Origin of the sequence: Pseudosulfitobacter pseudonitzschiae (assembly GCF_002222635.1) — a bacterium.
GTDB classification, from domain to species: domain Bacteria; phylum Pseudomonadota; class Alphaproteobacteria; order Rhodobacterales; family Rhodobacteraceae; genus Pseudosulfitobacter; species Pseudosulfitobacter pseudonitzschiae_A.
This window is the reverse complement of record NZ_CP022415.1, coordinates 626,700-645,563: the sequence shown is the minus strand read 5'-3', so window position 1 is coordinate 645,563 and position 18,864 is coordinate 626,700. Positions and strand designations below refer to the sequence as shown.

Here is an 18,864-nt window from a genome sequence, read left to right as displayed (position 1 = left end):
CATCCGCGCCCAGACAGGAAAACCAACGCCCATGAGCGACACATCCAATGCCCCCCGCGACATAACCGAAGACCCAGACCACGCTATCATCCTGTCGGACGGCACCCGCCTGTCGGCGCGACTGTGGCGACCCGAGGACGACAGCGAACAGGTTCCGGCCATTCTGGAATTCCTGCCCTACCGCAAACGCGACGGCACCTGCGCGCGCGATGCGCTGACGCATCCCTATTTTGCCCGACACGGCTATGCCTGCGCGCGCGTCGACATGCGCGGCAATGGCGACAGCGAAGGTATCATGGAGGATGAATACAGCCAGCAAGAACTGGACGACGCTGTCGAAGTGATCCGCCATCTGGCCTCGCAGCCGTGGTGCAACGGCAATGTGGGCATGATGGGGATCAGCTGGGGCGGCTTCAATTCGCTGCAAGTGGCGGCGATGACCCCGCCCGAGCTCAAGGCGATCATCACCCTGTGTTCGACTGTCGACCGCTTTGCTGATGACATCCATTACAAGGGTGGCAATCTGCTGAACGAAAACCTTGGCTGGGGGGCGACAATGTGGTCCTACTCCAGCCGCGCGCCCGACCCTGCACTGCGCGAGAACTGGCGCGAGATGTGGTTACAGCGGCTTGAGGCCGAACCGTTTCTGCCCTCGCTGTGGCTACGCCACCAGCGGCGCGACAGTTATTGGGAACATGGCAGCGTTTGCGAAAGCTATGACACGATCAAGGCCAAAGTGTTGGCCGTAGGTGGCTGGGGCGACAGCTATAAGAACACCGTGCCGCAGGTCGTGCGCAACATTCCGGGTGCAAAGGGGATCGTTGGCCCGTGGGTTCACAAATACCCTCACTTTGCCGTGCCGGAACCGCGCATCGGGTTTCTCCAAGAGGCCCTGCGCTGGTGGGACCGTTGGCTGAAAGACATCGACACCGGCGTTGAAGACGACCCCGATTACCGCGCCTATGTGATGGACGGCGTGCGCCCCGCCACATGGTACACCGACCGTCCCGGCCGCTGGGTCACGCAAGACGGCACCGTGGCCGGCCGCGAGACGATGCATGAAGCGCCGGTGATGAACCGTGATTTCTGGCTGGGCGACGGTGTTCTGACATCCGAGCCGGACGTCGCAGACACCACGGTGCTATCGCCCGCCCATACCGGTGCTGATGCGGGCGAATATTGTGCCATCTGGCTTGGCCCCGAGATGCCCGGCGACCAGCGCCGCGACGACGGGCTGTCAGCGACATGGACCTCGGCACCGCTGGACAAGGACATGGATATTCTCGGTGCCCCTGCCATCGAAATGATGTTGCGCAGCGATGCGCCTCAGGCGCAACTGGCCGTGCGGCTGTGCCATGTGCATCCTGACGGAGCATCGACGCGGATCACCTATGGCGTGCTGAACCTCAGCCACCGCGACAGCGCGTCGGACCCCGCGGCAATGCCGGTGGGCGAGGATCAGTTCGTGACGCTCAGCTTGGATCACATCGGTTATTGCGTGCCCAAGGGCCACCGCCTGCGCGTCTCCATTTCGACCGCCTATTGGCCGTTGATCTGGCCCGCCCCCACAGCCGCAGCGGTGCATATCCACCGCGCGCAACTGGGCGTGCCGCTGCATGAGCCCCGCCCCGGAGACAAGACAGTTGCCTTTGCGCCCCCCGCCGCCGCCGACCCGTGGCAGGTGGAAGAACTGCGCCCCGAAAACCACGTGCGCCGTCAGGACACCGACATGGTGACCGGTACGACGACGCTGGTGATCGAGGATGATTTCGGCAAGTGGCGCGACAGCGACCACGGGATGATCAACGGCTCGGTCGCGCGCGAGACGTGGTCGATCCACCCTGACGATCCGCTCAGCGCCCGCGGCATCTGCCACTGGACCGACGAAATCGAGCGGGATGACACCCGTCTGCGCACCGAAACGCGCTGCGAAATGTGGTCGGACTCGACGACGTTCTACCTGACGGCGAAAATCGAGGCATACGAGAATGACGCACTGATATTCGACAAAAACGTGGAGGACAGCATTCTGCGTGATCACCTCTGATCACACACCGGCTTGGAGCACGGATTAATCCTTGCGACAATGCCACAAATGCGCAACGTTGACGCTATAGTCAATAAAAACGCGCGCGACAGTCGGGCGACTGACTGTGTTGCGCCAATGCGTGAAAACAATCAACGGGAGACCTGAACATGAACGAACAACTGCAACATATGACCAGCGAAGTGGCCAAGGGCCGCATGACGCGCCGTGAATTCGTGGGCCGCGCTGCAGCCTTGGGTGTGACAGCTGTTGCTGCCAACGCCATGCTGGCCAGCCACGCACACGCCGCCGCACATGAGGCACCCAAACGGGGCGGAACGATCAAGATCGGCTCGTCGGGTGGCGAATCCACCAACACCCAAGACCCCGCCCTGACCGCATCCGAAGTGCCGTTGAACAATCTTTACGCTTGGGGTGAAACGCTGCTGGAGGTCGATCCCGAAGGCAAGATCGAATACCGCATGGCCGAAAGCGTCGAGGCGTCGGCAGATGCGAAACAGTGGGTGTTCAAAATCCGCAAGGGTATTCCGTTCTCGAACGGCAAGGACATGACCCCCGAAGACGTGCTGAAAACCATGCAGCGCCACTCGAACGAGGAAAGCAAATCGGGTGCCTTGGGCATCATGAAGGGCATCGCGGGCATGAAAGTGGATGGCGACAACTTTATCGTCGATCTGGAATCGGCCAACGCCGACCTTCCCTATCTGATGGCCGATTATCACCTGATTATCCAGCCTGACGGCGGCATGGACAATCCCGGCGCTGCGATCGGCACGGGTGCCTATACGCTGGAAATCGACGAACCCGGCGTGCGTCATGCGTTCAAGCGGCGCGATGATTTCTGGGATTCGGAAAACCGCGGCTTTGCGGACGCTGTCGAAGTTCTCGTGTTGAACGACGCGACCGCGCGGACAGCGGCGCTGCAATCCGGTCAGGTGCACGCGATCAACCGCGTTGATCCCAAAGTGGCCAGCCTGCTGGACCGTGCGCCGAACCTGTCGGTGCAATCGTCGGCGGGTCGCGGCCACTATGTGTTTATCGCCCACATCGACACCGCCCCCTTTGACAACAACGAACTGCGTCTGGCGTTGAAATATGCGATCAACCGCGAAGAGTTGGTGGACAAGATCCTGCGCGGCTACGGCTCGATCGGCAACGACTTCCCGATCAACGCCGCTTATCCGCTGTTTGATGCCTCGATCCCGCAGCGCGAACATTCGCTTGAAAAAGCGAAAGAGCATTACGCGGCCTCGGGTCACGACGGCAGCCCGATCATCCTGCGTGTCTCTGACGGTGCCTTCCCCGGTGCGGTCGATGCCGCATCGCTGTTCCAGCAGTCGGCCCAAGCCGCTGGTATTCCGCTGGAAATCAAGCGTGAGCCGAACGACGGTTACTGGTCGGAAGTGTGGAACGTGCAACCGTTCTGCGCATCCTATTGGGGCGGCCGTCCGGTGCAGGACCAGATGTATACGACAGCCTATCTGTCGACCGCAGACTGGAACGACACCCGCTGGAAACGCCCCGAGTTCGACGCCATGTTGAACCAAGCCAAGGCCGAACTGGACGACGCCAAGCGCAAGGAAATCTACTCGGAAATGGGTATGATGCTGCGCAACGAAGGCGGTTTGATCCTGCCGATGTTCAACGACTTTGTGAACGGCGTCAGCAACGATCTGGGCGGCTGGATCAACGATCCGAACGGCGAGATGATGTCGAACCAAGCGGCCATCAAGTGCTGGCTGAAGTCGGCATAAGGGCGCAGATCAGATGCACCCTGTATTAAAACTGATCACCCAGCGCGTTGCGCTGGGTGTCGTTTTGCTCTTCGCGGCCTCTGTCCTGATCTTTGTTGGCACCACGATCCTGCCAGGCGACGTCGCGCAATCCATATTGGGGCAGTCCGCCACGCCCCAATCCCTGGCAAACCTTCGCGCCGAACTGGGTCTGAACGATCCTCCTGTTGCCCGCTATTTCGCCTGGTTGGGCGACGTGTTGCAGGGTGATCTGGGCACCGCACTGACCAATGGCAGAGATATTGCCGAAAGTCTTGGCGGGCGCTTGAAGAACACCATGTTCCTTGCCTTCTGGGCCGCTGTTATCTCGGTTCCGCTGGCTATTTTTCTAGGTCTGCTCGCGGTCCGCTTCCGCGACCGCTGGCCGGACAAACTGATCTCGGCGATCACGCTGACGTCAATTTCGATCCCCGAATTCCTGATCGGCTATGTTCTGATGTTCTTTGTCGGCGTCAAACTGGGCTGGGCCCCTTCTGCCGCACTGATCAACGACACCATGAGCTTGGGGCAAAAGCTGAACACCATCGCACTGCCCGTCGCGGTGCTGACGCTGGTCGTTCTGGCGCATATGATGCGCATGACCCGTGCCGCGATCCTGAATGTGATGCAGTCGGCCTATATCGAAACGGCCGAGTTGAAGGGGCTGAGCATCTTCGAGGTGATCCGCAGACACGCCTTTCCCAATGCCATCGCACCCATCGTCAACGTGGTGATGCTGAACCTTGCCTATCTGGTTGTTGGTGTCGTCGTGATCGAGGTGGTCTTTACCTACCCCGGCATGGGGCAATATCTGGTCGATCACGTTTCCAAACGCGATGTTCCGGTGGTGCAGGCCTGCGGGCTGATCTTTGCCGCTGTCTATATCGTGCTGAACATGATCGCGGACATTGTCTCGATTCTGGCGAACCCAAGACTGAGGCATCCGAAATGACCTTTACCGATTTATACACCGCAAAAGTCATCCGGTCCGCAGGAGGGCTGATCTGATGCGCATACCACTTTCTGCCCTGATCGGGCTGTTCTTTACCGCGACCTATTTCCTGATGGCCATTTTCGCCCCTTGGATCGCCCCCTATGGCATGGCCGAAGTTGTCGGCGGGGTCTGGGAGCCGTCTTCCGCTGAATTTCTGCTGGGCACAGACACCATCGGGCGTGATCTGCTCAGCCGGATGATCTATGGCGGGCGCACCACGATATTTGTCGCCACGATGGCCACCGCGCTGTCGTTCATCACCGGATCGGTACTGGGCTTTGCTGCTGCTGTTCTGGGCGGATGGGCTGACCAAGTGCTGTCGCGCTTTGTCGATCTGATCATGTCGATCCCGTCGCTGATCTTTGCGCTGGTGGTTCTGTCGGTGATGCCGGTGACTATTCCGGTGCTGATCGTGGTCATGGGCCTGCTGGACAGCACCCGCGTCTACCGGCTGGCGCGGGCTGTCGCGGTGGACATCACCGTGATGGATTACGTCGAAGCGGCGCGCCTGCGCGGCGAAAAACTGGTCTGGATCATCTTCCGCGAGGTTCTGCCCAACGCCCTGTCGCCGCTGGTGGCGGAAATGGGTCTGCGGTTCATCTTTGCGGTTCTGTTCGTATCCACCCTGTCGTTCCTTGGTCTGGGCGTGCAACCGCCACAGGCAGACTGGGGCGGCATCGTGAAGGAAAACAAGGATGGTATCGTCTATGGCATCGGGGCCGCACTTTATCCTGCGGTGGCGATTGCCACGCTGGCAATCAGCGTCAACCTTGTGGCGGACTGGATCCTGAACCGCACCACTTCACTGAAAGGGGGCCGGGGATGAGCAATCTTTTGGTTAAAGTCCGCGGACTGAAAATTGGCGCAACGATCTATCCACCGGGAGAAAAGCCACATGACATCGAAATCGTCCACGGCATCGATTTCGATCTGAAGGCAGGCGAAGTTCTGGGTCTGATCGGCGAATCCGGTGCAGGCAAATCCACCATCGGGCTGGCCACGCTGGCCTATGGCCGTGGCGGCGTGGAACTGACCGGCGGCGAGGTCTGGGTGAACGGACGAGATCTGTTGCAGTCCAGCCCTCGCGATATCCGTCGCCTGCGCGGTGCCGAAGTGACCTATGTCTCGCAATCGGCGGCAGCGTCCTTCAACCCTGCGAAAAAGATCATGGAGCAGGTGACCGAGGCTGCGATCAGCCAAGGTAAGTTCAGCAAGAAAGACGCCGAAGCGCGCGCGGTTGATCTGTTCGAAAAGCTGGGTCTGCCCAACCCTGAAACCATCGGCAACCGTTTTCCCCATCAGGTTTCGGGCGGGCAATTGCAACGCTGCATGACGGCTCTGGCCCTGTGCCCCGAGCCTGATCTTGTGGTCTTTGACGAACCGACAACGGCCCTTGATGTGACCACACAGATCGACGTTCTGAAGGCGATCAAGGATGCGATCGAAGCAACGGGCGTCGCTGCGCTGTATATCACACACGATTTGGCCGTGGTGGCACAGGTGGCCGACCAGATCATGGTGCTGCGACAGGGCGAGATGGTCGAATACGGCACCACCGACCAGATCATCAACGACCCGCAAGAAGAATACACGCAGGCGCTGGTTTCCGTCCGCTCGATCAAACACATCGAGAAAGAGCCAAGCGACGAAGCTATCTTGCGGGTCGAGAATGTCACAGCACGTTATACCGGCACCAATTTCGACGTGCTCAAGAACATCAACGTAGAGCTACACCCCGGTCAGACATTGGCCGTTGTGGGCGAAAGCGGATCGGGCAAATCAACGCTGGCGCGGGTGATCACCGGCCTGCTGCCCCCTTCGGCGGGTAACATCCACTTTGCGGGCCGTGATCTGCCCCCCAGCCTGCCGCAACGTCCGCGCGACGACCTGCGCGAGTTGCAGATGATCTATCAGATGGCCGATACGGCAATGAATCCGCGTCAGACCGTCGGCACGATCATCGGTCGGCCATTGGAGTTCTACTTTGGCCTCAAGGGCCGCGAAAAACAGACCCGCATCCAAGAACTGCTGGACGAGATCGAGCTGGGCGATGGCTATCAGGACCGCTATCCCGCGGAACTGTCAGGAGGTCAGAAACAGCGTGTGTGCATCGCGCGCGCACTGGCGGCCAAACCCAAACTGATCATCTGCGACGAGGTCACCTCGGCGCTGGACCCGCTGGTGGCGGACGGTATCCTCAAGTTGCTGTTAAAGCTGCAAAAGGTCGAGGACGTGGCCTATCTGTTCATCACCCATGATCTGGCGACGGTGCGCGCCATCGCAGACAGTATCGCCGTGATGTATCAGGGCGAAGTCGTGCGCTATGGCTCCAAATCGCAGGTGTTGTCGCCGCCTTTCGATGCCTACACCGACTTGCTGCTCAGTTCGGTGCCGGAAATGAAGATCGGCTGGCTGGAAGAGGTGATCGAACACCGTCGCATGGAAAGTGCGGGCAACTAGAGCGTTCCGGCGGGGTGCCCTGACGTGCCCTGCCCTTTTATATCAACAGGTTGCGGGGCCTAGAAGTTCAAGCCGGCGCACACCCGTAGGGAGGCCCTCATGGACAAGAAACTGTTGCTGATTATTCTGGACGGCGTGCCGTGGCGCAACTGGCGGCGGTTGTTCGGCAATCTGGAAGGCTGGGTCGACAGCGGCGATGCCCGTGTGTGGAAACTGCGCGCAGTGCTGCCGTCAATCTCGGCATCGTGCTATGCGTCGATCCACACAGGTGTGGCCCCCGCCGAACACGGCTGCACCGGCAATGGCAACGTCTTTCGCCTGTCGCACCCCGATGTGTTCTCAGCAACCCGCGCGGCGGGCGGTGTGACGGGGGCGGTCGCACACAGCTTTTGGTCGGAATTTTTCAACCGCCACCCCTTCGACTATGTCCGCGACATCGAATATGATGAACCAGACAGCAACACCATCAACCACGGTCGTTTCCACACGATGACCGGCTATGGCCAGACCAACCAGATGACGCCCTCCGACGTGGATCTGTTTGGATCGCTGACCAACCTGTGTCTGCGCTTTGGCCTGAATTATGGCATGTTGCACACCTGTACGCTGGACAGCATGGGCCACCGATTCTTTCACGAAAGTCAGGAAATGGACCACGCCTGTATGGTTATGGACGAGATGCTGGCCCCCTTTATCCCGCGCTGGCGTCAGATGGGATACGAGGTGATCGTCACCGCCGACCACGGGCAGGACGAGCGTGGCCACCACGGCGGGCGCGGCGCGCTGCAACAAGAGGCAGCGTTATATTATTTCGGTGACGCCGAAGGCCCGCACGAAGACACGGTAATTGACCAGTTGCAACTGGCCCCCACCATCCTGTCACGGCTGGGCGCACCGGTTCCCGACACGATGAAGGCGAAACCGTTCCTGACCTGAGGGCGTTACGCGATGTCGGTCATCTGCCCCTCGCGTAACAGGGTCAGCGCCTGAACCATCCGCGCAAAGCTGGTCGCGGCACGTTTCGACATGTGTCGCGCCCGCAGATGGGCATGCACCAGCCCTGCCTCTTCGATCCACACGGCACGCCCCCCTGCGGCCTGAATGGCATCACGGTAGGCCTCGCCATCACTGGACAGTGGATCAAACTCGGCCGTCAGCACGACAACGGGCGGCAGGCCGGAAAAATCGGTGTCTTGCAGCGGTGCAAAACGCGGATCGCCGGTGCGGTCCTGCCCGCCACTGCGCAAACTTTGGTAAAATGCCATGTCCCGCACGCTCAGGCCCGGCGCATCAGCGTGGGTGACATAGCTGCCGCGTGTGCGGTCACCGCCAAGGCCCGGATAGATCAACAAGCTGCCGGAAATCCGCCCGTCGATGCGGCCCCGCGCGTAATGGGCCACCGCTGCCACCAGATTGCCACCCGCACTGTCGCCGCACAGCACGATCGCACCCGTGGTCTCGGCGCAAACCGCTTGAAACGCGGCCCATGCGTCTTCAAAATCTCGCGGAAAGGGACACTCGGGCGACAACCCGTAATCGACCGCAATCACCTGCATCCCCGTGCCTGCGCAAAACTCGGCGCAGATGCTGTCATGGCTGTCCAGTCCGCCAACAACAAACCCGCCCCCGTGGCAAAAGAAAACCGTGCCCGCGACGGGGGCTGCACGGCTGTAGACCCGCGAGGGCACACCACCAAAGGTGCGGTCCTGCGCGGTCACACCGTCAGGATACCCCACATCAAAGTCGGCACACATCGCGTTATAGACGCGGCGCTGGTCGTCCACGGTCAGATCCACCGCATCGGGCGGATAATGCAGCGCGGTCCGCGCCATAAAGGCACGGACCTCACTGTCCATCAACCGGTCATAGTCGGGCACAGCACCTACTCCGCTGCTGTGGCATGGGCGTCCGGTTCCCATCCTTGAATGAACGCACCCAGCACCTTGCCAATCTCGGCCTCGCTGTCGCCATTCGCCGCGACCTGCGCCATCAGCCCGCGTTTTTTGTCGTCAATCACCGACGTCACCCGCGCCTTCAATCCGGCATCGGACAGGGCGGCGTTATAGACCCGCGTGATCGCATTCTTGCGCAGATCAGGCTTGAACACCTTGCCCACTGCCGTCTTGGGCAGTTCGTCCAGAATGGTCATATGTTTGGGGTGTGCCGCGCGTTCGTGAACGTGCTTCTTGCAATAGGCCAGCAGTTCGTCCTCGGTTACGGTGGCGCCATCCACCAATTCGACATAGGCGCAAGGCACTTCGCCCGCATGGGCATCGGGTTGGCCGATGGCACCGGCAAAGGCCACGGCCTTGTGCCCCTGCAAGACGTCCTCGATCTCGGCGGGGTCGATGTTGTGGCCACCGCGAATGATCAGATCCTTGGCGCGGCCCGTGATCCACAGATAGCCGTCGGCATCCATCCGCCCCAGATCGCCCGACCGCAGGTGCGTGTCGTTGTAATACAGATCCTTGTTCTTGGCCTCTTCGGTATAGGTGTGACCCGTGTAGACGCCGGGGTTCGAGATGCAGATCTCGCCAATCTCGTCCACAGCGCACTCCAGCGGGCCGTCGTTGGTCTGTTTGACGATCTTGACGTCCGAATAGGGGAACGGAATACCGATACTGCCGATTTTCTTCAATCCGTCCACAGGGTTACCCGAAATCAGGCAAGTCGCCTCGGTCATGCCATAGCCTTCGACGATGGTCACGCCTGTGGCTTCCTCAAAGCGTTTGAACAGCTCTTTGGGCAGTGGGGCCGACCCCGAAAAGGCCGTCTTCACCGTGCTCACATCCGCATCAATCGGGCGCTGCATCATCGCGGCAAGCGCCGTAGGGACCGAGACGATAAAGGTGATCTTCCAGCGTTCCGTCAGCTTCCAGATGTTGTCGAAAACGCCTTCGCCGCGATAGCCCTGCGGCGTCGGGAAAACCACATGCGCGCCGCTGAACACGGCCCCCATCAGGATCACATGCACCGCCATCACATGAAACAGCGGCAGCGGGCACAACAGCACATCGTTTTCGTTCAACAACAACTCGCCCCCGACCCAGCCGTTGTAGACCAGTCCGGAATAGCGGTGCTGCGCCACTTTTGGCATGCCCGTGGTGCCACCGGTGTGGAAATAACAGGCCACGCGGTCTTCCTGCACGTCCTCGAAATCAAGGGTGGTGTTGTGCTTTTTCAGCTCGGTGTTGAAGCTCAGGTAATCGGCATGGCCCGCCTGTGCGGCCTTTGGGCGGATCAGCGGAATAATCCACGATTTCGGCGGCGTCACATAGCGCAGCAGGTCAACCTCAAGCACGGTTTTGACGTTCGGCGCATGTTCGACCGCCTCGGCGACCTTCTCGGCCACGTCCGTCTTGGGAAAGGCGCGCAGCGTCACAACCACCTTGGCCCCCGTCTCGCGCAGGATCGACGAAATCTGCTCGGGGTCCAGCAGCGGGTTGATCGGGTTGACGATACCTGCGGTGGCACCGCCCAGCATGGTCAGAATCGCCTCGTTACAGTTGGGCAGCACATAGGCCACAACGTCCTTGGGCCCGATGCCCATGCTGCGCAGCATATTGGCAGTTTGCGCGGTTTTAGCCTTCAACTCGGTCCAGTTTAAGGTCTCGGCCTTGTCTTTCGGACCCGAAAAAATCTGATAGCTGACGGCATTGTGCTTTGGAAATTTCGCGGTCGTGTCGCTGAGCATTCCAAACAGCGTCACCGGCAGATCGCGCTCGGCCCATGGTCCTTCGGCCTCGATGCGCTTGCGGTCTTCCATCCCTGCATAGGTCATTGGTGTCTCCTCCCTGTCACCACCGCTGTCCGGCGGCCTTTTCCCTTAGCAAAGCAAGATGCGGTGCTTTGGGAAAATGCGCAAGCATATCAGGTGAAAACGGCCCTTTGGCCGACGCAGCGTCAGCCGTATCGCGTCCTTCATCTTGCCCGAAAACTCCGGGGGAGACGCGTCAGCGTCGGGGGCTGGCCCCCTGCCCGGTTGTTATTCCGCGTCTGCACCGCCGGTGAATTGCAACTTGGCCAGACGCGCATAAAGCCCGCCTTGGGACACCAGTTCGTCATGGGTGCCCACAGCCACGATCCCGCCCTGTTCCATCACCACGATCCGGTCGGCCTTTTTGACGGTGGCCAGACGGTGTGCCACGATCAGCGTGGTGCGCCCGTGGCTCAGCGTCTCGAACGCCGCCTGCACCGCGCGTTCGCTTTCGGCGTCCAGAGCGCTGGTGGCTTCGTCCAACAACAGAACCGGCGCGTCGCGCAGAATGGCGCGGGCAATGGCAATGCGTTGCTTTTGCCCACCCGACAGCATCACGCCCCGTTCACCCAAGTAGGAGTCATAGCCGTCGGGCAACGCCACGATGAAATCATGGGCCGCCGCCGCCTTGGCTGCGGTTTCAATCTCGGCCTCGGTCGCACCGGGACGACCAAAGCCGATGTTGTCGCGCGCCGATGTGGCAAAGATCACCGGATCTTGCGGCACCAGCGCGATGTGGCCGCGAAAGTCGTCGCGCGCCAGCGTGCTCAGGGCTACGCCGTCGATCATGATGCTCCCCGACTGCGGCTCGTAAAAGCGCAGCAGCATCTGGATGATGGTCGTCTTGCCCGCACCGGATGGCCCGACAAAGGCGACGGTCTCGCCCGGTGCGATCTCAAGGCTGACGTGGTCCAGCGCCGACACATCGGACCGCGAAGGATAAGAAAACGACACATCGTCAAAGCGGATGCCGCCCTGTACCGGTACAGGCAGCGTGGCAGGGACCGCGACATCATGCACGCTGTCCTCGACTGTCAGCAACTCGATCAGCCGTTCGGTGGCCCCCGCCGCGCGTTGCAGCTCGCCCCAGATCTCGGACAGGGCGGCAACGCCGCCCGCAACCATCACCGCATAGATCACAAACTGGATCAGCGCGCCCGAAGACATGGCACCGGCGCGCACGTCATTGGCACCGATCCACAGCACGCCGACTACGCCCGCAAAGACCAGAAAGATCACGATCATGGTCATCAGCGCCCGCGTGCGAATACGCCGCCCTGCCGCGTCATAGCTGCGCTCGGTTACCTGCGCAAACTGCGCCCGCGTCGTCGCCTCTTGGGTAAAGGCCTGCACAGTCTGCACCGCCCCCAGTGCCTCGGACGCGCTGCCCGACGAGGCCGCAATCCAGTCCTGATTTTCACGGCTGATTACCCGCAAGCGACGCCCCAGCACCAGAATAGGGATCACCACGGCGGGCACGATCAACAGCACCAGCCCCGTCAGCTTGGCCGACGTCAGCAGCATCAGCACCAGCCCGCCCGCAAAAATCAGCATGTTGCGCAGGGCAATCGACGCGCTTGACCCGATCACCGACAGGATCAGCGTAGTGTCGGTTGTGATCCGGCTAAGAACCTCGCCGGTCATGATTTTTTCATAGAATGCGGGGCTCATGCCGATCACACGATCGAACACCGCCTTGCGAATGTCGGCAACAACCCGCTCGCCCAGCCGCGTGACCAGCGCATAGCGCAGCGCGGTCCCCACGGCCAGCAACCCGGCAATGCCAATGGCTGCCAGAAAATACTGGTCCAGCAGCGCCCCGTCCTCTGTGCGAAAGTTGTCGACCACACGGCGCACCGCCAGCGGCAGGGTCAGTGACACCACCGCCGTCAGCACCAGCGCCATGACCGCCGCCACCATCAAAACACGATAAGGTGTCACGAAGGGCCACAGCGCAGCCAAAGCGCCGATACGCTTGGACGCCGCACGCTGGTCATCGCCCTTGCCCGGGGCGGGCGCTTGAAGGGGAACAGTCTGCGGGGGGTGATCGGCCATGACAGCTCCTGAATTCATTTCGCGACGACTTGTGGCGTCTGCACGCCACGGGGTCAATGCGACAAAGACCCTGTCGGGGAATCGAAACAATCTGCGCAAGGGAAAAATTGGAGCGGGCGGCGGGAATCGAACCCGCGTCATTAGCTTGGAAGGCTAAGGTCTTACCACTACACAACGCCCGCGTAGCACCGGTGTGTTATGGCATGGGCCGCGCAAGGTCAAGAACACCAACGGCCCCTGCCCGCACAAAATGGTGAGACGCTTGACCAATATGCCGTCAGTCCCCGATCGCCTTATCCGAAGCATCGGCCTGACCCGCCACCCAATAGCCCGAAGCCTTAATCCACTGTTTGTCGTGCCCATTGTCCAACAGATGCGTGCGGATGGCACGCGCCACCTGTGCTTCGGCAGCGACCCAGACAAAGGTGCGCGGCGGCACTGTCATGGCGTCCAGCGCTGCCAGATAGGGTGCGGGATCGGTTGCCTGCTTTAGCGGACGGTGAAGCCAGTGCGCTTGCCAGTCGGCGGCGGTGTCCAATGTCTGTTCGTCTGTGGCATCCGGCACGCCGACAATGCTGGTAACGCGCGCACCATCTGGCAGTTCCTCGATCCAGCGGCCAATGGCAGGCAACGCCGTTTCGTCGCCAATCAACAGCCAGTGGGCGATGTCGCCTTCGATCCGTTGACTGCCGCGCGGGCCGCCAATGGTGATGCTGTCGCCTACTGCCGCGTCGCGCGCCCAGTCGGCGGCGGGGCCACCGGGGTGATCGACCACATCCACCACCAGTTCAGATGCGCTGAACCGGCGTGGGGTGTAGTCACGCATTTGCGGACTGTCGCCATCACCTTGCAGGATCAGCTTCATATGGTCATCGGGGGCGGTGCTGGTGAAATCATGCAGGTCCGCGCCTTGCAGGGTCAGCCGGATCATATGTGGCGTCAGTTTTTCCGATGCGGCAACCGTCAGGCTGCGGCGGCGCAACGCGTGGCGGGTGCGCGCGATACGGGGTGCGTCAGCGGTTTGATCTGTCATGGCAAGTCCCTTGCAGAAGCGTTCGGGCAATACCTGTCTATTTCTGTCAGGAAATGCAAGTGCGCCGCCGCACAGACCGACCCGCGCAAATGCTCAGACGGAAACGCCGCGCAGCACGTCGGCTTTGGCGATCTCGGATTTGGCCCCTTCCAGCACCACGGACCCGCGGCGCAGCACCACGAAACGGTCCGCCAGATCATAGGCAAATTCGAAATACTGTTCGACCAGCACAATCGCCATATCACCCTGATCGCGCAGCAGACGGATCACGTTGCCGATCTGTTGGATGATGTTGGGCTGGATACCCTCGGTCGGCTCGTCAAGCAGCAACAGCTTGGGTTTGGTGATCAGCGCCCGCGCGATGGCCAATTGTTGCTGCTGTCCGCCGGACAGATCGCCGCCGCGCCGCGATGTCATGTCCTTGAGCACCGGAAACAGATCGTAAATATGGTCGGGTATGAAATGTTCATCGGGCGGCAGGCAGACAAAGCCGGTCTCGAGGTTCTCTTTCACCGTCATCAGCGGAAATATCTCGCGCCCCTGCGGCACATAGGCCACACCCAGATGCGCCAGCTTGTGCGCGGGCAGCACCGGCAGGTCCTGTCCGTCCAGCGACAGGGTTCCGGCACTGCGCGGATGGGTGCCGGAGATCGCCTTGATCAGGCTGGTCTTGCCTACGCCGTTGGTGCCCATCACGCAGGTCACCTCGCCCATGGCGGCCTGCATCGAAATCCCGTTCAGGATCTGGCTGTGCCCATAGTGCAGGGTAAGGTCTTTCAAACTCAGCATGTTCAGCGCCCCAGATAGACGTCGATGACGTCCTGATTGGATGTGACGTGGTCCAGCGACCCTTCGGCCAGAACCGAGCCTTCGTGCAGCACGGTGACCTTGCAATTCAGACGGCGGACGAACTCCATGTCGTGTTCCACCACGACGACGGCGCGGGTCCTGGCGGCCTCGACCAGAATGTCGGTGGTCTTTTCGCGCTCTTCCGGGGTCATGCCGGCGGCGGGCTCGTCGACCAACAGCAGGCGCGGTTCCTGTGCCAGCAAAATGCCGATCTCCAGCCATTGCTTCTGCCCGTGGCTCAGCTCGCCCGACTTACGCAGCAGCGCATCGCCCAGACCGATGTCATTCGCCAGTGTGGCGACTTTGGCCAGGTCTTCCCCGGACGGGCGATACGACAGGACCGGAAACCAGCCGCGCGGTTTCTTCAAGGCCATCAGCAGGTTTTCCTGCACGCTTTGATCCTCGAACACCGTGGGTTTCTGGAACTTGCGCCCCACCCCCGCTTGCGCGATCTTCGCCTCGCTCATCTTCAGCAGCGACACCGATTTTTCACCCCAGAGCACGCGGCCCTCGTCGGGCTTGGTCTTGCCGGTGACGATGTCCATGAATGTCGTCTTGCCCGCGCCGTTCGGCCCGATCACCGCGCGCATTTCGGCGTCCGCGATGCGGAACGACAGGTTGTTAATGGCGCGAAAGCCGTCAAAGCTGACCGAGACGCCGGAGACTTCGAGAAGCGTGCTCATTTCTGCGCCTCCTTCTCGCGCAACGATCCCTGATCGGGGCCAAGGTCGGCCCCGTGCCGGTCGGGCCGCAACCGGTCGCTGATCAGATCGACCAGCCCGCCGATGCCTTGCGGAGCGAACAGCGTGACACCGACAAAGGACAGCCCCAGCAGCACCAGCCACCAGTCGACCCATTTGATCGTGTAGAACCCCAGCGGAATGTCGGGCGCCTGCCCCCCTGTGAACCATGAGGACAACAGGCTGACGACAGCCGCCCCGATCACAGCGCCATAGAGCCGTCCGCGCCCGCCGATGGCGACCCAGACCGCCAGATAGATCGACGCGATGGGGGCAATCTCGGCGGGGTTGATGATGCCCGCCTGCGGATAATACAACGCGCCCGCGATGCCCGCGATACAGGCGGTCAGGGTGAACAGGGCCAGCTTGTAGGCCTCGACCGAATAGCCAAGAAACCGCACACGCGCCTCGTTGTCGCGGATGCCGCGAATGACCGAGCCGAACTTGCCCGAGACCACCCATACCGCCAGCAGATAGCCCAGCCCCAGCGCCAGCGCAGACCCCCAGAAGAACCACATTGACACCACATCCTGCGAGGCGGTGACATTGGGCAGGTTTTGCAGGCCCGATAGGCCGTTGTTGCCGCGCAATCCGCTGTCGTTCTGGAACAGGTACAGTGCCAGCGCCAGTGTCATCGCCTGCGTCAGGATCGACAGGTAAACGCCGGTGACGCGGCTGCGAAACGCCAGCCAGCCGAAAACCAGCGCCAGCAGGCCCGGCACCAGCACGACAAGCGCCAGTTGCAACGTCAGACTGTCGGCAAAGGCCCAGATGGCGGGAAATTCACTGCTGCCCACCACACCGAAAATCTGGTTGCCGATGCCGTCGACGACCTCTTGTGGCGTGGGTGGCATCGACCCTTGGGCCAGCGCATCGACCACGATCAGGCGGGTGCGCTCGTACATCAGCCACATGCCGATCATATACCCGCCAAGCCCGAAGAACGCGAAATGCCCGAGGCTGAGGATACCGGCATAGCCCCAGATCAGGTCCATCGCCACGGCAACCAGACACAGGCACAGCGTCTTGCCCAATGTCTTGACGAAACTGGTCGAGATCATGCCGACGCCAAAGCCTTCGGACAGGATGGTAACGCCCAGAGTGAACAACGCCAGCAGGGCCAGAAAGATCAAAACCGACGGGTTTCGTGCGACAAATGAACGGTTCATGGCCTTAGTCCCCCGCCGCGCGGCCCTTGAGGGCGATGATGCCCCTTGGCCGGAACTGGATGAAAATGATGATGAAGACGATCATGTAGGTCTGCGCCGCCAGCGTGTTGCTGGGGTTGCCCCATTCGATGCCCTTTTGCAGGAACCCGATCATCGCGGCCCCCGCCAGCGTGCCCCAAATGTTGCCGACACCGCCGACAACCACCGTCATGAAACTCTGCACGATATAGTCCGAACCCATCTCGGATGTGACCTTGGCAAATAGACCGATGGCCACACCCGCCACCCCCGCAATGCCCGAACCCAGTCCGAAGGTCAGCATATTCACCCGCCCCGGATTGATCCCCATCGACGCAGCCATGCGCGGGTTTTGCGTCACAGCGCGTGTTTCCAGCCCCAGCCGCGTGCGCTTCATGATGAACAGGAACACCGCGAGGAAGAACAGCGCCAGAAAGAAGATCGCGATGCGGATATAGCTGATCGACACCACGTCGTTCAGCGTCAGCGCCCCGTCCAGCCACGCGGGCGCAGTCAGCGGGCGCGCCTGCGTGCCGAAGATGTTCTTGGCCAGCTGTTGCAGCGCGATCGATATCCCGAATGTCGCCAGAAGTGTTTCCAGCGGGCGATTATAGAGCCAGCGGATCACCAGCCGCTCCATCGCGACACCGGCGGCAAACGTCACGGCAAAGGCCAGCGGGATCGCCACGATGATCGACAGGGTGTGATTGGGAATGATCTGCTGGACGACATAGCCGGTATAGGCACCCATCATGATGAATTCGCCATGCGCCATGTTGATCACGCCCATCACGCCAAAGGTGATGGCCAGCCCGATGGCCGCCAGAAAGTAGATCGACGCCAGCGACAGCGCGTCCAGCGTCAGGTCGGCGGCCTGATTCAGCCCCACATTCATCTTGATCGCATTCAATGCTGCCACAGCCGCATCGGTTACCTGCGGCGACGGGTCGGCATAGGCGTCGTAAAAGGTAAACCCGTCCAGCGTGGCCTGCACTTCCTCTTCCGAGATAAAGGGCGGCACGATGCCTGCTTCGGCCAGCGTGATATAGGCTGCGCGGCGCGCCGCGTCGCTGCCGAGTTGCTGCACCGCGACGCCGCCCACACGCCCGTCCGCGATATGCGCCTCAAGTGCGGCACGCATGGCCGCATTGGTCACGCGCCGCGGCGCAAGATCGGCGGCGACCAGCATGTCATAGGCCTCGACCTTGCCCAGCGCCTCGGTGCCGGGTGTCAGGATACGGGCCACGTTGGAGCTTTCGGGCACTTCGCCTTGCACCACGGCGCGGCGGGTGGCGACCAGCGGGTTCAGCGTGGCGCGCACATCGACGCCCAGATCGCCGGACATATCGGCCATCGCCTGCACCCGCGCGTCGGGGTCTGTGTCATAGGCGATGGTCAGCAACCGCTCCAGCCGCAGCTTTTGCGCCTTCATACCGGCGTCCTGCTCCATCTCGATCGAGTTGCGCAGCGGTTTCAGCAGCGCGGGATCAGGGTCGCGCGAAATCGACGTTAGCGCGTCCTGACGGCGCTTGGGGTCAGGGTCTTTTAGCTGGAACTGCACCAAGGCCGTACCGATCAGCGCGCGAATACCGCTGTTGGGTTTGATCTGGTCCAGCGCGCCCTTGTCGAACACACCAACCGTTTCACCACTGTCGAAATCAATCAAACGAAAGCCACCATCCGCCTTTTCCGCGCGAAAGAACAGCCCGTCTGCTTCACGGACCCACATGGTTTTGTTCGACCACGCCTCAAGCACCGCTTGCGCCTGCGGCAAACCGCTGTCTGCAACCGCATCAATGGCGGGTCCAATGGTTGTGCGCGAGCTTTTGAGAATGGCGGCGCTGTGCTGTTGCAGCACTTGCTGGATCGCACCGTTGGTTTCCTGCGCCGAAACGGTGACACAGCTTAGCAACAAGGCCAGCGTGGCGGCAATAAGTCTGGTCATGTGAATGAAGTCCGCAAGGGGGTCG

14 protein-coding genes and 1 tRNA gene are annotated in these 18,864 nt (G+C 61.3%); 6 read left to right on the top strand and 9 right to left on the bottom strand.

The genetic code is table 11. The features are described from left to right. Window positions 1-31: 31 nt before the first annotated feature. From SULPSESMR1_RS02990 to SULPSESMR1_RS02965, 6 genes are all read left to right on the top strand, one after another. Window positions 32-2,047: a CocE/NonD family hydrolase gene (locus SULPSESMR1_RS02990; protein ID WP_089419498.1), complete on the top strand. Its 2,016-nt coding sequence runs from the start codon at window positions 32-34 to the stop codon at window positions 2,045-2,047. 149 nt (window positions 2,048-2,196) lie between these two features. Further along, complete coding sequence (locus SULPSESMR1_RS02985) at window positions 2,197-3,801, top strand: ABC transporter substrate-binding protein (RefSeq protein ID WP_089419497.1); 1,605 nt, start codon at window positions 2,197-2,199, stop codon at window positions 3,799-3,801. Window positions 3,802-3,814: 13 nt separating this feature from the next. Further along, window positions 3,815-4,771 (top strand): ABC transporter permease, encoded by a 957-nt coding sequence (locus tag SULPSESMR1_RS02980; RefSeq protein ID WP_089419496.1) that lies wholly within the window; start codon window positions 3,815-3,817, stop codon window positions 4,769-4,771. Between the two features lie 52 nt (window positions 4,772-4,823). Then, window positions 4,824-5,639 (top strand): ABC transporter permease, encoded by an 816-nt coding sequence (locus SULPSESMR1_RS02975; RefSeq protein ID WP_089419495.1) that lies wholly within the window; start codon window positions 4,824-4,826, stop codon window positions 5,637-5,639. Continuing rightward, window positions 5,636-7,273 carry an ABC transporter ATP-binding protein gene (locus SULPSESMR1_RS02970; RefSeq protein WP_089419494.1) on the top strand — a complete coding sequence of 546 codons (1,638 nt, stop codon included), beginning with the start codon at window positions 5,636-5,638 and terminating at the stop codon, window positions 7,271-7,273. Before SULPSESMR1_RS02975 ends, SULPSESMR1_RS02970 begins: the two co-directional genes overlap by 4 nt. Window positions 7,274-7,372: 99 nt before the next feature. Then, entirely contained in the window at window positions 7,373-8,209 is an 837-nt protein-coding gene (locus tag SULPSESMR1_RS02965; RefSeq protein ID WP_089419493.1) for an alkaline phosphatase family protein, read from the top strand. A gap of 5 nt (window positions 8,210-8,214) precedes the next feature. Here the strand turns inward: SULPSESMR1_RS02965 and SULPSESMR1_RS02960 are convergent, their stop codons facing one another. From SULPSESMR1_RS02960 to urtB, 9 genes are all read right to left on the bottom strand, one after another. Continuing rightward, window positions 8,215-9,192 carry an alpha/beta hydrolase gene (locus SULPSESMR1_RS02960; protein ID WP_089419492.1) on the bottom strand — a complete coding sequence of 326 codons (978 nt, stop codon included), beginning with the start codon at window positions 9,190-9,192 and terminating at the stop codon, window positions 8,215-8,217. Then, window positions 9,156-11,054, bottom strand: a complete 1,899-nt coding sequence (locus tag SULPSESMR1_RS02955) for an acyl-CoA synthetase (protein ID WP_089419491.1) — start codon at window positions 11,052-11,054, stop codon at window positions 9,156-9,158. The genes SULPSESMR1_RS02960 and SULPSESMR1_RS02955 overlap by 37 nt, the downstream gene beginning before the upstream one ends. Window positions 11,055-11,258: 204 nt before the next feature. Further along, the gene (locus SULPSESMR1_RS02950; RefSeq protein WP_089419490.1) at window positions 11,259-13,085 is read right to left on the bottom strand and encodes an ABC transporter transmembrane domain-containing protein; all 1,827 of its coding nucleotides are present in this window, start codon (window positions 13,083-13,085) and stop codon (window positions 11,259-11,261) included. A gap of 108 nt (window positions 13,086-13,193) precedes the next feature. Further along, window positions 13,194-13,267, bottom strand: a tRNA-Gly gene (locus SULPSESMR1_RS02945). Window positions 13,268-13,362: 95 nt separating this feature from the next. Continuing rightward, window positions 13,363-14,118, bottom strand: a complete 756-nt coding sequence (locus SULPSESMR1_RS02940; RefSeq protein ID WP_089419489.1) for a siderophore-interacting protein — start codon at window positions 14,116-14,118, stop codon at window positions 13,363-13,365. Window positions 14,119-14,211: 93 nt separating this feature from the next. Next, window positions 14,212-14,907: an urea ABC transporter ATP-binding subunit UrtE gene (gene urtE / locus SULPSESMR1_RS02935; protein WP_089419488.1), complete on the bottom strand. Its 696-nt coding sequence runs from the start codon at window positions 14,905-14,907 to the stop codon at window positions 14,212-14,214. Between the two features lie 2 nt (window positions 14,908-14,909). Beyond that, window positions 14,910-15,650, bottom strand: coding sequence for an urea ABC transporter ATP-binding protein UrtD (urtD, locus tag SULPSESMR1_RS02930; protein WP_089419487.1), 741 nt, complete (start codon window positions 15,648-15,650; stop codon window positions 14,910-14,912). After that, complete coding sequence (gene urtC, locus SULPSESMR1_RS02925; RefSeq protein WP_089419486.1) at window positions 15,647-16,876, bottom strand: urea ABC transporter permease subunit UrtC; 1,230 nt, start codon at window positions 16,874-16,876, stop codon at window positions 15,647-15,649. The genes urtD and urtC overlap by 4 nt, the downstream gene beginning before the upstream one ends. A 4-nt stretch (window positions 16,877-16,880) precedes the next feature. Further along, complete coding sequence (gene urtB / locus SULPSESMR1_RS02920) at window positions 16,881-18,839, bottom strand: urea ABC transporter permease subunit UrtB (RefSeq protein WP_089419485.1); 1,959 nt, start codon at window positions 18,837-18,839, stop codon at window positions 16,881-16,883. Window positions 18,840-18,864 lie beyond the last annotated feature (25 nt).